Origin of the sequence: Pseudomonas sp. I3-I5 (assembly GCF_022699445.1) — a bacterium.
GTDB lineage: Bacteria > Pseudomonadota > Gammaproteobacteria > Pseudomonadales > Pseudomonadaceae > Aquipseudomonas > Aquipseudomonas fulva.
Genome location: NZ_CP093940.1, coordinates 2,654,834 through 2,666,858 on the forward strand (window position 1 = coordinate 2,654,834; position 12,025 = coordinate 2,666,858).

Sequence of the window (12,025 nt, forward strand, 5' to 3'; positions counted from 1 at the left end):
TCAGTTCCGCCGGGCTGCGCGCCGGCTGCGATAAGTGTCGAGCACCACGGCAATAACGATCACAGCCCCGGTAATGATGCGCTTGGTCGGCTCACTGGCCCCGATCTGCGCAAGGCCTGCCGCCAGCACCGAAATGATGAGCACGCCAAAAAAGGTGCTGATGACTGAGCCACGCCCACCCATCAGACTGGTACCGCCGATCACGACAGCGGCAATCACCTGCAACTCCAGGCCGGAGCCCGCGTTGGGGTCGGCTGCTTCCAGGCGCGACACCTGAAACAACGCAGCCAGGCCAGCCAGCAGCCCCATCAGGGCGAAGACCAGCACCTTGTAGGGGCGCGGGTCGATACCGGCCAGGCGCACAGCCTCTTCGTTGGTGCCGATCCCGATCAGGTAGCGCCCGAATACGGTACGGGTGAGTACCAGGTGAGCGATCACGATCACCAGCAAGGCGATGATGAACGCGGGCGATATCCCGAAGGCTATCGGGTTGGAAAACCAGGCATAGGCATCACCAATGTAGGCCGTGCGCGAATCGGTGAACTGGTAGGCCAGGCCGCGAGCCATTTCCAGCACCCCCAGCGAGACGATGAACGAAGGGATACGCCAGGCCACGGTGACGACGCCGGTAACGCTGCCAGCCAATGCGGCTACAGCCATGCCCAGCAGTGCAGCCGGCACGATGCTCCAGCCCCAGCCAAGGATCGCCACGCTGACAGTCGATGCGGCCAGGGCCAGCACCGAACCGACCGACAAATCGATGCCGCCGATGATCAGCACGAATGTCATACCCACGGCCAATACCATCAGGTCAGGTATTTGGTTGGCCAGGGTACTGAAGGTACTGTATGACCAGAAATGGCTGCTCAGCATCGAGAACAGCACGATCATCGCCAGCAAAGCGCTGGCCAGGCCCAGGTAAGTACCAAGGCCCAGGTAGGTGCCGCTGCGGCGTGCCGGGGCAGCGCTTTGGTTTTCGAGCGGTGTGGTTTTCATGCGTCCATCCTGGGGGCTGCAGGGTGCAGCAGTGCGTCACGTTTCTGATAGCCGGCGAAGGCTGCCGCCAGCAACTGGTCCTGGGTCCAGTGGTCACGTTCGAAGGTGTCGATCAAGCGACCGGCAGACAGGACCGCGATGCGGTCGCAGATCAGCATCAACTCGCGCAGGTCGCTGGAGACCACGACCAAAGCCTTGCCCTGCCGCGCGAGTTCGGCGAGCAACCCGTAGATATCGAACTTGGCACCGACGTCGATGCCGCGCGTGGGCTCGTCGAACAGCAAGACCTGGCAATCGCGCTCAAGCCAGCGGCCGATCACCACCTTCTGCTGATTACCACCCGACAGCTCGCCAACGACCTGATCGGCGCCGGCACTGCGAATGCGCATGGCCTGTATTTGCCGCTCGGCCAGTTCGCGTTCGGCTCCGCGGTCCAGGACACCGGCCCGCGACACCGCACCCAGGTTGCCCAAGGCGATGTTGGCGCTGATCGACTGGCTCAACAACAGGCCTTCGCCTTTGCGATCTTCAGTGATCAGGGCAATACCCGCGCTGACGGCGGACTTCGGCGAATCGATGGTGACAGGCAGCGGCGGCTGGCCAAGGGCGATGCTACCGCTGTCAGCGCGGTCGGCGCCGTAGATCAACCGCAGAAGCTCGGTACGACCCGCGCCGATCAGCCCGGAGATACCGAAGATTTCCCCTGCACGGACTTCGAAGGACACCTCACGCACCTTCTCACCACGGCTGAGCTTGTCCACCCTGAGCAATGGACCACCGATGGAGCGACGGCCCAGGTCGATGTGTTCTCCCAGCTCACGCCCAACCATCAGGTTGACCAACTCGGCGCTGCTGTAGCGCTGGATCGGCTCGTCGCATACCAGCCTGCCGTCGCGCAGCACGACGATGCGTTGCGCGACGCGCTGCAGTTCTTCGAGCCGGTGGGAGATATAGACGATGGCCACCCCCCGGGCGCGCAAGCGCTCGATCTGGGTGAACAGCAACTCGACCTCGCGGGCGGTCAACATGGCGGTGGGCTCATCGAAGATCAGCACGTGGCAGTCTCCGATCAGGTTGCGGGCAATCTCGACCATTTGCTGGTGACCGATGCCCAATTCTCCGACCGGTGTATCGGGGTCAATCGCCTCGAGCCCGACCTGGGCCATGGCATCGACAGCCATCTGGCGTAAGCGCTTCTGGCTGATCCAACCGAAGCGGCTGGGTAGGTTGTCCAGAAACAGGTTTTCTGCGACGGTCAGGGTGGGTAACAGGTTCAGTTCCTGCATCACCATGCGCACGCCGAGGCGCTCGGCCTCGCTGCGACTGACCGGCGCATATGCCTGCCCACGGTACAGCATGTGCCCGGCAGTGGGGGTTTCCAGGCCGCTGAACAACTTGGACAAGGTGCTCTTGCCGGCGCCGTTCTCGCCGGTCAAGGCCAGTACCTCACCAGCACGCAGCTCCAGGCTCACCTCGCCCAGCACTGGCTGGGCGTACGTCTTGCCGAGGCCGCGGGCAGTCAGGACCACGTCATGGACCGATGCGGACATCGCCGTGTCTCCTGGCAGCATCAAGGCTTCTTCGTGATCAGTTCGACCGGGGTCTGGATGACGTTATCGGCATCCACATCGGGCTTCTCGCCCTTGACCATTTTCAGCGCGGCCTGGATACCGAACACAGCCTGCTGGCTAGCTGCCTGGTCAAGCGTTGCCAGTACGCGGCCATCGGCAATCATGGGCTTGATGGCATTGATGTTGTCGTAACCGACAACCTGCACCTGGCCAGCCTTGCCAGCGGCTCGTACCGCCGAGACTGCACCCAAGGCCATGCTATCGTTGCCCGCCAGCAATGCCTTGAGCTCAGGGTATTCGTTGAGCATGGATGCAGCGACGGCATTACCCTTGTCGATTTCCCAGTTGCCGCTCTGTGTAGAGACGATCTTGATTTGCGCAGCGTCCATCGCATCCTTGAAGCCTGCGGTACGCTGCTGGGCATTGGTCGTGGTCGGCACGCCTTCGATGATGCCCACCTGATCGCCCGCCTTGAGTTTTTCCTTGGCCAGGTACTCGCCCACCAGGCGTGCGCCTTTGCGGTTGTCAGGGCCTACGAACGGTACGCTGATGCCTTTGCTCTTGAGCAGTTCAGGGTCAAGGCGGTTGTCGATGTTGATCACCACCACCCCCTGGTCCATCGCCTTTTTCACAGCTGAGACCAATGCCTTGGAGTCGGCCGGCGCGATCACCAGCGCCTTGGCACCGGCGTTGACCATCTGCTCGACGATGCGGATCTGCTCGCCCGTGTCGGTCTCATTCTTGATGCCGTTGGCAACCAGGTCGAATTCGTCTGCATGGGTTTTCTGGTAGGCCTTGGCGCCGTCTTCCATGGTGCGGAAAAACTCATTGGCCAATGACTTCATGACCAGCGCCACCTTGGGTTTGTCTTCGGCATGAGCAGCAGACAGTGGCAGGGCCATGGTCAAAGAAGAAAGAACAGCGGCGGCCAACAAGCGGCCTGGGAAAGGCAGTTTCATGGGCGATGACTCCGAATCTTGTTTTTTTATCGGAAAGCAAACGTTTGCGCTGGGTAACTATGCGAACGCGGTAGGCGTTTGTCAAATACGTTTAGCTGAAGCCAGCGCAAGATTATCCGTAAATTTTCGGATAACCGAACACGTTTCCCTACAATTAATCGGGTTTTCGAATGAAATACTTCCGGCCCTGATTACGCAAGTCATTCGAAGCCCCGGCCAAAACATCATCCTCAACAGCGCCCGCTGCGGGGTTGAACCTGTCCGAGCGCGGTGTCACGAGCTGTTACAGAGGCCACCGGGGACCTGGTACGGAACATGCCTTACCGACTGCGCGACGTACTAAAACCATCTCATTAGGAAGAGAGCACAAAAACGATGAATGCCGCACTTAAATCCTTTGCCCCCAGCGCACTCGCCCTGCTGCTGATCCTGCCAACCACGGTTTCGGCCGAAGAAGCCAAAACCCAGCAGAAGCTCGCCAACGTGGTCATCCTGGCAACCGGCGGCACGATAGCCGGTGCCGGTGCCAGCGCCGCCAATAGCGCCACTTACCAGGCCGCCAAGTTGGGCGTCGACAAATTGATCGCCGGCGTACCCGAACTGGCAGACCTGGCCAACGTGCGTGGCGAGCAGGTCATGCAGATTGCCTCCGAGAGCATCTCCAACGACGATCTGCTCAAGCTGGGCAAGCGGGTGGCTGAGCTGGCCGACAGCAAGGACGTGGATGGCATCGTCATCACCCACGGTACCGATACGCTGGAAGAAACCGCCTACTTCCTGAACCTGGTCGAAAAAACCGACAAGCCTATCGTGGTCGTCGGCTCCATGCGCCCCGGCACCGCCATGTCGGCAGACGGCATGCTCAACCTGTACAACGCCGTCGCCGTCGCCAGCGATAAGCAGTCGCGCGGCAAGGGCGTGCTGGTGACGCTCAATGATGAAATCCAGTCGGGCCGTGACGTCAGCAAGTCCGTGAACATCAAGACCGAAGCCTTCAAGAGCGCCTGGGGCCCGATGGGCATGGTCGTGGAAGGCAAGTCCTACTGGTTCCGCCTGCCAGCCAAGCGCCACACCCTGGACTCGGAATTCGACATCAAGCAGATCAGCAGCCTGCCTCAGGTGGACATTGCTTACGGCTACGGGAACGTGACCGATACGGCCTACAAGGCGTTGGCACAGAACGGCGCCAAGGCGCTGATCCACGCAGGCACCGGCAACGGTTCGGTATCTTCGCGCGTAGTGCCCGCACTGCAGGAGTTGCGCAAGAATGGCGTGCAGATCATTCGCTCTTCCCACGTCAACCAGGGTGGCTTCGTGCTACGCAACGCCGAGCAGCCTGACGACAAGAACGATTGGGTAGTGGCACATGACCTGAACCCGCAGAAAGCGCGCATCCTGGCCATGGTCGCCATGACCAAGACCCAGGACAGCAAAGAGCTGCAGCGGATTTTCTGGGAATATTGATCCCAATAACGCTGGAGCCGATCACCGGCTCCAGCGTTATCAGCCCACTACTTGAACTGATATTCCAAGCCAGCACCGGCGTACCACGAACGCCCTGGGGCTGCCTCGTAGTAGCGTTTATTGCTGTCACCGACAATCACCGAACCCACGTATTGACGGTCGAACACGTTGTCCAGACGCACCAGTTGATGGAAAGTCCAGGGGCCGACCTGCTGCTCGAAGCGCGTGCGCCAGTTGAACACAGCATAGGCAGGCGCAGCTTTCTGCTGGTTGCTGTCCTCGACGAATACCTTGCTACGGTACTGCCCCTCGAACCCCATGCTGACCGAAGCGGTCGGTTTCCACACCACTTCTGCATACAGATTGTCTCGCGGCACGCCCGGCAAGCGATTGCCACTGTCGATGACTTGTCCGCCTTGCTTGAAGTCATCGGCGTAGCGAGCGTCGGTATGGGTGAACACCCAGGTGGTCTGCCAGTGCTCGGCAAAGTCGCTCTGCATGCTGGCTTCAAAACCACGGCGCACAGTCTGCCCGGCGTTGTGATAGCTGGTGCGGCCGTTGGTGGAATTATCGACCACGATTTCGTTATCCGTGCGGATCTCGAACAGGGCAGCATTCAGCCGCGTGGCCGCGCCCAGGCGATATTTCACTCCTAGCTCATATTGCTTGCTGGTGGCCGGGTCCAGCCCGAAGTTGAAACTTTCCTGCAAGCCTGGCGCATAGGCCATTTCAGCCTGCGTAGGCGTTTCGAAGCCCTTTCCCACGCTGGCATAGCCACGCAGATCAGGCGTGAAGGCGTACATCACCGACAGCGTCGGGTTGGCCTGCTGATAGCGCTTGACACCGCTGGCGTCACCGTTTTCCAGGTAGTGGTCATCGACCTTCATCTTCATGGTGCTGTAGCGCACGCCCAGCTCGCTGGTCCAGTTGCCGATTTCCCAGTGCGCCTGCACATAGGGGTCCAGGCTGGTCGCGATGTCTTTCTCGTCGCGCTTGAGCTCGCCCTTGACCCCCAGTTGGTCGCCCCGGAAGTTCTGGAAGCCCCGACGGTCATCCGTGCTCTGGTCGTAGTCGGCACCCACGGTGAGCGTGAAATGGCCGGGAACGGCCGGTACCGGCTGAATCCAGCGCAGCGTACCGCCGTGAAACTCGCGGTCAAAATCCACCACACCGCCTCCGCGCTGGCTGTTGGAGGCGATTTGCCGAGGAATCGACAGGTACTGCACCACGCTCCGACGCCCTGCGTAGAGATTGAACTGAAGGGTAGCGTCGCCAACGTAGCGCTCGTAGTTCATGCCCACCTGCTGGTGATCGATGCTCTTGCGCGTGTTGTAATCCCTTGCGCCATCGGCGACCGAACGTGGGTCGTGCTTGTAGCTGGACCAAAGCTGACCCAGCGGGTCTTGCGTGTTGTTCTGTTCCAGGCTGCTGTAGGTCAGCGCCAGGCGTGAATCGGTATCCGGCCTGATGTGCACCTTGGCGAACGTCTGGTCGCGCTTGGCCGCGCTATGGTCGCGATACCCATTGGTGTCCATGCGCGAAGCGTCCAGCACGAAACCCCCGATCTCGTTGCCCCCCTGTGCCGACAGGTGATGCTTGCTGAAGCCATCGCTGCCAAAGGTGGTTTCGGCACCCAGGCGAGCCGGCCCCACCCCGTCACGGCTGAACATCTGGATGACACCGCCAGCGTTGCTGCCATAAAGCGTAGCGGCCGGGCCGCGCAGCACCTCGATACGGTCGGCCACATCCAGGTTCAGCGTGGCTGCCTGGCCCTGTCCATCCGGGGTGCTGGCTGGGATACCATCGCTGAGCAGCTTGATACCGCGCACGCCAAATGCAGAGCGAGCACCAAACCCGCGGGATGATATCTGCAGGTCCTGGGCATAGTTCTGGCGATTCTGCACCACTAGGCCAGGGACCTTCGTCAGCACCTCTGACAAGTTGACGCCAAGTTGTCCATCGGTGCCATTGGACAGGTCGACCGTGTCCACCGAGAACGGCAGATCGAAGCTGCTGGTAGGCGCGTAGGCACCCGTGACAACCATCGGATCGATAACGATCGCGGTTGCCGGGTCGGCCCAGGCTTGATTATGAGAAGTGACACCACCGACAAACAACAGGGCGAGGTGCGTGGAAGAGGTAACGCGTAAGACCAATCGATACATGAGCAATTTCCGGAAAGTGCCGCTATTACAGCAGACCCTGGCCTGAATCGCGAACATGGCGAGGGCGATCCACAGAACTTTGCCTTCAAGCTGTTGCGAAATCCCTTACAGTGAAATACTGTACGTGCATACAGCAAAAAAAGGAAATGCCTGTGTCTACCTCCTCGCCCTCACCTGCCAGCTACCAACAACTGGGCATGCGCATTCAGAAAATCATCAACAACCCCATTGCCCAGCGCAGCCGGGCGGCTTTGATTTTTCGCCTGGAACAGGAAACACCAGAGGACTGGGACACGTTGCTGGCCGAGATTGCCGAAAATGACAACGTTACCCTCGCCCACCGCGACGATGGTGGCGTACAGCTTTTCTGGACCGTGCCCAAGGAAGACTGACCGCGCATGAGAGTTTCGCTTATTGCAGCTGCCTGCCTGCTGATGGCTCCGCTTGCCTATGCCGATGCGCCCCGCACGTTCCAGGAAGCCAAGAAGGTGGCCAGGCAACTCTACGCACCACAATCCACCGAGTTCTACTGCGGTTGCAAATACAACGGCAACAAAGTCGATATGGCTTCATGTGGGTATTCACCACGCAAGAATGCCCAACGCGCTTCACGCATCGAGTGGGAGCACATCGTGCCGGCCTGGCAAATCGGCCATCAGCGCCAGTGTTGGCAAAGCGGCGGTCGTAAGGCCTGCTCGCAGCACGACGAGGTATACAAACGCGCCGAAGCCGACCTGCACAATCTGGTGCCAAGCGTTGGGGAGGTCAACGGCGACCGCAGCAACTACAGCTTCGGCTGGCTGCCGGAACAACGTGGGCAATACGGCCAATGCCTTACCCAGGTGGATTTCAAGGCCAGGAAGGTCATGCCGCGGCCTTCGATCCGCGGCATGATTGCACGCACCTATTTCTACATGAGCAAGCAATACAACTTGCGCCTCTCAAGGCAGGACCGTCAGCTGTTCGAGGCATGGAACAAGACGTATCCGCCGCAGCCTTGGGAGTATCAACGCAACCAGCGGGTCGGGTGCCTGATGGGGCACGGTAATGAGTTTGTAGGGCCGGTCGACCTCAAGGCGTGCAGCTGATCGACCGGCCACGAGCGCTTAGCGGGCTGCGCCGTGCTGGATGACCACCGAGTCGGTGCCAAGCTTGGCCATGACTTCATCGCGACGGGCCTGCGCCTGCTCCCGGGTAGGAAACGGCCCCAGCAGCACCACAGGCTTGCCGTCCCGGTACTCCACCGAAGACGGAATACCTTTCTCGATCAGACGCGCGGTCATGTCGCTGAGTGCACCCATGTTGGCGCCCTGGACCACTTCGACGTCCCATCCCTCTGGCGCGGGCTCACCTTCGAGCGCTTGCGCACGGCGCTGCAATTCAGCACCCCCACACAGCTCCCGAATACGCAGGTTGTCGCCATTGTCGTCGACAATGATTTCGTACTGACCGTCGCGTTTGATGGCCACATAGCTGCGGTAGGCCTGGAATTGGCCGGCATCGTCCTTGCCGCGCACCTGACCGCAGATCGTACCCTGCGTATCGATGCGAACGTTACCGAACTTGGCGGTCTTGGGATTTTGCAGGTGTTCGGCCACACGCTTGTGCACGCCCTCCACCTCGTTGTCACAGCCCGCCAGGGCCAGCACTGCCATTACCACCACCAGTTTGCGCACGCGTGTACCTCCAGGTTCGAAGAGGCGGATTCTACCACGCGAGACTGAGCATCGAACTGCGGCCAAAGGTTACAGGCTGATTCCGCCGGGCATGCAAAAAGGGCGATCATTTCTGATCGCCCTTTTTGGGATTTGGTAGGCACAATTGGACTCGAACCAACGACCCCCACCATGTCAAGGTGGTGCTCTAACCAACTGAGCTATGTGCCTGTCGTGTGGTGCGCATAGTAGAGACTCACTGAACACCTGTAAAGCTTTTTTTTCGATATAAATCAAAAACTTTCGAGCAGCCGGAGAATTGGAGCCATCTAAGAGCTTCCAAAGCAAAACGCAAAAAAGGGTGACCCTTGCGGATCACCCTTTTTCAATTTGGTAGGCACAATTGGACTCGAACCAACGACCCCCACCATGTCAAGGTGGTGCTCTAACCAACTGAGCTATGTGCCTGTCGTGGTGCGCATTCTACGCAATTACAAAGGCGTGTCAACAGTTTTTTTGAAGCTAACCCACTGAATTGCAAACTCTTTATAAAGAGGCGTCAGGCGCGAGCACTGTTCATGATTTTCAGCGGACGACTAGCGGGTGTTTATTATTATTGATAGCATCGCTACATTCGTTAAAAATATAAAACACGAGGTTCTGCAGCATGGCTAACACCCCCTACCCCCAGTCCTACTACGCCGCCTCGGCCAACCCGGTGCCGCCACGTCCGGCGCTGCAGGGTGAGGTGCAAACCGATGTCTGCATCATCGGCGCGGGCTACACCGGCTTGTCCAGCGCCCTGTTCCTTCTGGAAAATGGCTTCAAGGTAAGCATTGTCGAAGCGGCCAAGGTAGGCTTCGGCGCATCGGGCCGCAACGGTGGCCAGATCGTCAACAGCTACAGCCGCGACATCGATGTCATCGAGCGCACCGTGGGTGCTCGCCAAGCCCAGCTGCTAGGCCAGATGGCCTTCGAAGGCGGGCGCATCATTCGCGAGCGGGTGGCCAAGTACAACATCCAGTGCGACCTCAAGGACGGTGGCGTGTTCGCTGCGCTGACCAGCAAACAAATGGGTCACCTGGAATCGCAAAAGCGCCTGTGGGAACGTTTCGGCCACAACCAGCTGGAGCTGATGGATCAACAGCGCATCCGCGAAGTGGTGGCCTGCGACAACTACATCGGCGGCATGCTCGACATGAGCGGCGGGCATATCCATCCACTCAACCTGGCCCTCGGCGAAGCTGCTGCGGTCGAATCGTTGGGCGGCACCATCTATGAACAAACTCCGGCGGTGCGCATCGAGCGCGGCGCCAACCCGGTCGTGCATACCCCACAGGGTAAAGTGCGCGCCAAGTTCATCATCGTGGCGGGCAACGCCTACCTGGGCAACCTGGTCCCGGAGCTTGCCGCCAAGTCGATGCCTTGCGGTACACAGGTCATCACGACCGAACCCCTGGGCGATGAACTGGCGCGCACACTGCTTCCCCAGGACTACTGCGTCGAAGACTGCAACTACCTGCTCGACTACTATCGCCTGACCAGCGACAAGCGCCTGATCTTTGGAGGCGGCGTGGTTTATGGTGCACGGGATCCGGCCAACATCGAGGCGATCATTCGTCCGAAGATGCTCAAGGCCTTCCCGCAGTTGAAGAACGTCAAGATCGACTACGCCTGGACCGGCAACTTCCTGCTCACCTTGTCGCGTCTGCCACAAGTCGGCCGTATCGGTGACAACATCTATTATTCCCAGGGGTGCTCAGGGCACGGGGTCACCTATACCCATCTGGCAGGCAAAGTCCTGGCCGAGGCCATGCGTGGCCAGGCGGAGCGGTTCGATGCCTTTGCCGGGCTGCCGCACTACCCCTTCCCGGGCGGTCAGATGCTGCGCGTGCCCTTCAGTGCCTTGGGCGCTTGGTACTACAGCTTGCGTGACCGTCTGGGCTTCTGAGTCAAGACGTGGCAACCGGTAAAGGGCTGCCACTGGCGTGATGGGGTTCACTCATGTTCGCCGGGCCGCGTTGCGGCCCATGCCGACCAGCCCAGCGCCCCGGCAAGGCCACGCCTTCAGTGACCGTGGAAAGCCAAATGCGAGCAGCCTCACTTGAGGCTGTCCAGGGCCTGCCTGGCCGCCAGTTCCTGGCCCGCACGCGCCAGATCGTCAGCGGCCTGTTGCCAGCGCTGACGGTCAACGTTCGCCGGCAACTCCCCCGGCGGCTGCACCAGGATTGCCCAACGGCCCTCTTTCGCCCAGGCAGAGGCGAAATCGTCGAATGCCATCACCAGGCGGCGCTGCATGCCTGCACGCATCAGCACACGCTGTTTGTAACGGTCATACCCTATCAATACCGCATACCTGGGTTCGCTCCACCATGCCGAACCGTCCTGGTAGCGAACCAGCACCGGGTTTCCAGCGGCCACCTGCGTCAACAAGGCATCTAGCCGCTTGTCCAAGGGGTACACCACCCTACCGTAGTCGCGCGCAACGCGCGGGATGCTGGTATCTAGGCTGTCGATACCTGTGGGCAGGTTCAGCGGCTGATCGAGCAGCCCAGGCGTGATGGGCGCACCTTGCTGCGACAGAATCGCGGCCAATGCCATGGCTGCGCTGTGGTTGGCGTTACCGCGGTAGAACGGAACGCTGCTGAGCTCCACCCGCTGGGGCAGGCCCTGGAGTGCGGTAGAAGGTGTCCCGGCACAACCTGCCAAGGTGACACCCAACCAGCACGCCAGGATGAGCTGGCGAACGACCTTGGTCGGCGACGAGAAGGTGAAATTGGGCATGGATACTCGCTTGCTGAACGCAGGGCAGGCAGCGCCCTGCTGTGTTCGCGATGATAGGTCCCACAACGATGGCGGTACAGTCCGACAGGGCATGTTGGCGAATCATCTCGGCACCGCAGGCGTTATTCGATGGAACGTACCCACGCAAGGGCTACACTAATCAAGTGTCTGGAAGGCAATCGCTGGCGTATCAAGCGCTCGCCGTAGAGATGGAGGCACAAATGAATATGACCTTGGCAATCATCATGTTGGTGTGCATGTGGCTCAGCGTTGCAGCGGCCATGCTCTGGGGCGTACTGCGCATCGCACGGCGGCACGCTCAACCCGTTGCGCAACCACAGCCACGCCCTCAACCCGCCCCTGCACGGCGTGCTCCACACGCAGCAGCGGCGCACTGAACCCACCTGAAACATGCAGCGAATGGGGCGCCA

11 protein-coding genes and 2 tRNA genes are annotated in these 12,025 nt (G+C 60.2%); 5 read left to right on the forward strand and 8 right to left on the reverse strand.

The window, feature by feature from the left end; genetic code table 11:
• From MOP87_RS11915 to MOP87_RS11925, 3 genes are read right to left on the reverse strand one after another with little or no spacing between them, the layout of a single operon-like run.
• Complete coding sequence (locus MOP87_RS11915) at window positions 1-996, reverse strand: ABC transporter permease (RefSeq protein WP_145279758.1); 996 nt, start codon at window positions 994-996, stop codon at window positions 1-3.
• On the reverse strand, window positions 993-2,546 hold the full coding sequence (locus tag MOP87_RS11920; RefSeq protein ID WP_145279760.1) for a sugar ABC transporter ATP-binding protein: 1,554 nt from the start codon (window positions 2,544-2,546) through the stop codon (window positions 993-995). The genes MOP87_RS11915 and MOP87_RS11920 overlap by 4 nt, the downstream gene beginning before the upstream one ends.
• A gap of 20 nt (window positions 2,547-2,566) precedes the next feature.
• Complete coding sequence (locus tag MOP87_RS11925; protein WP_027916088.1) at window positions 2,567-3,526, reverse strand: sugar ABC transporter substrate-binding protein; 960 nt, start codon at window positions 3,524-3,526, stop codon at window positions 2,567-2,569.
• A gap of 375 nt (window positions 3,527-3,901) precedes the next feature.
• On the opposite strand from MOP87_RS11925, the gene MOP87_RS11930 reads away from it, so the two are divergent.
• The gene (locus MOP87_RS11930; protein WP_028686428.1) at window positions 3,902-4,990 is read left to right on the forward strand and encodes an asparaginase; all 1,089 of its coding nucleotides are present in this window, start codon (window positions 3,902-3,904) and stop codon (window positions 4,988-4,990) included.
• A 47-nt stretch (window positions 4,991-5,037) separates the two neighbouring features.
• Here the strand turns inward: MOP87_RS11930 and MOP87_RS11935 are convergent, their stop codons facing one another.
• The gene (locus tag MOP87_RS11935) at window positions 5,038-7,035 is read right to left on the reverse strand and encodes a TonB-dependent receptor (protein WP_242810547.1); all 1,998 of its coding nucleotides are present in this window, start codon (window positions 7,033-7,035) and stop codon (window positions 5,038-5,040) included.
• A gap of 266 nt (window positions 7,036-7,301) precedes the next feature.
• Between MOP87_RS11935 and MOP87_RS11940 the strand changes: the two genes are divergently transcribed.
• Both MOP87_RS11940 and MOP87_RS11945 read left to right on the forward strand, forming a co-directional pair.
• On the forward strand, window positions 7,302-7,547 hold the full coding sequence (locus MOP87_RS11940; RefSeq protein WP_028686430.1) for a DUF1654 domain-containing protein: 246 nt from the start codon (window positions 7,302-7,304) through the stop codon (window positions 7,545-7,547).
• A gap of 6 nt (window positions 7,548-7,553) precedes the next feature.
• Window positions 7,554-8,243: an endonuclease I family protein gene (locus tag MOP87_RS11945; RefSeq protein ID WP_027916093.1), complete on the forward strand. Its 690-nt coding sequence runs from the start codon at window positions 7,554-7,556 to the stop codon at window positions 8,241-8,243.
• Window positions 8,244-8,261: 18 nt separating this feature from the next.
• On the opposite strand, the gene MOP87_RS11950 is transcribed toward MOP87_RS11945, so the two are convergent.
• The 3 genes from MOP87_RS11950 to MOP87_RS11960 all read right to left on the reverse strand — a co-directional run bounded on the left by MOP87_RS11950 (window position 8,262) and on the right by MOP87_RS11960 (window position 9,278).
• Window positions 8,262-8,831: an SPOR domain-containing protein gene (locus MOP87_RS11950; protein WP_027916094.1), complete on the reverse strand. Its 570-nt coding sequence runs from the start codon at window positions 8,829-8,831 to the stop codon at window positions 8,262-8,264.
• 133 nt (window positions 8,832-8,964) lie between these two features.
• Window positions 8,965-9,041, reverse strand: a tRNA-Val gene (locus MOP87_RS11955).
• A gap of 160 nt (window positions 9,042-9,201) precedes the next feature.
• Window positions 9,202-9,278: transfer RNA gene (locus MOP87_RS11960), tRNA-Val, on the reverse strand.
• Window positions 9,279-9,477: 199 nt separating this feature from the next.
• Between MOP87_RS11960 and MOP87_RS11965 the strand changes: the two genes are divergently transcribed.
• Entirely contained in the window at window positions 9,478-10,761 is a 1,284-nt protein-coding gene (locus MOP87_RS11965) for an FAD-binding oxidoreductase (protein WP_027916095.1), read from the forward strand.
• A 149-nt stretch (window positions 10,762-10,910) separates the two neighbouring features.
• Here the strand turns inward: MOP87_RS11965 and MOP87_RS11970 are convergent, their stop codons facing one another.
• On the reverse strand, window positions 10,911-11,594 hold the full coding sequence (locus tag MOP87_RS11970) for a peptidase C39 family protein (protein WP_027916096.1): 684 nt from the start codon (window positions 11,592-11,594) through the stop codon (window positions 10,911-10,913).
• A gap of 221 nt (window positions 11,595-11,815) precedes the next feature.
• Between MOP87_RS11970 and MOP87_RS11975 the strand changes: the two genes are divergently transcribed.
• Window positions 11,816-11,992: a hypothetical protein gene (locus MOP87_RS11975; protein ID WP_165919234.1), complete on the forward strand. Its 177-nt coding sequence runs from the start codon at window positions 11,816-11,818 to the stop codon at window positions 11,990-11,992.
• Window positions 11,993-12,025 lie beyond the last annotated feature (33 nt).

What these genes read in the sequence shown, in the direction of transcription:
- MOP87_RS11920 (WP_145279760.1), bottom strand. Translation starts at nt 2,546, where the DNA reads ATGTCCGCATCGGTCCATGACGTGGTCCTGACTGCCCGCGGCCTCGGC.
- MOP87_RS11945 (WP_027916093.1), top strand. Translation starts at nt 7,554, where the DNA reads ATGAGAGTTTCGCTTATTGCAGCTGCCTGCCTGCTGATGGCTCCGCTT.
- MOP87_RS11935 (WP_242810547.1), bottom strand. Translation starts at nt 7,035, where the DNA reads ATGGTTGTCACGGGTGCCTACGCGCCTACCAGCAGCTTCGATCTGCCG.
- MOP87_RS11975 (WP_165919234.1), top strand. Translation starts at nt 11,816, where the DNA reads ATGAATATGACCTTGGCAATCATCATGTTGGTGTGCATGTGGCTCAGC.
- MOP87_RS11915 (WP_145279758.1), bottom strand. Translation starts at nt 996, where the DNA reads ATGAAAACCACACCGCTCGAAAACCAAAGCGCTGCCCCGGCACGCCGC.
- MOP87_RS11965 (WP_027916095.1), top strand. Translation starts at nt 9,478, where the DNA reads ATGGCTAACACCCCCTACCCCCAGTCCTACTACGCCGCCTCGGCCAAC.
- MOP87_RS11940 (WP_028686430.1), top strand. Translation starts at nt 7,302, where the DNA reads ATGCCTGTGTCTACCTCCTCGCCCTCACCTGCCAGCTACCAACAACTG.
- MOP87_RS11925 (WP_027916088.1), bottom strand. Translation starts at nt 3,526, where the DNA reads ATGAAACTGCCTTTCCCAGGCCGCTTGTTGGCCGCCGCTGTTCTTTCT.
- MOP87_RS11930 (WP_028686428.1), top strand. Translation starts at nt 3,902, where the DNA reads ATGAATGCCGCACTTAAATCCTTTGCCCCCAGCGCACTCGCCCTGCTG.
- MOP87_RS11970 (WP_027916096.1), bottom strand. Translation starts at nt 11,594, where the DNA reads ATGCCCAATTTCACCTTCTCGTCGCCGACCAAGGTCGTTCGCCAGCTC.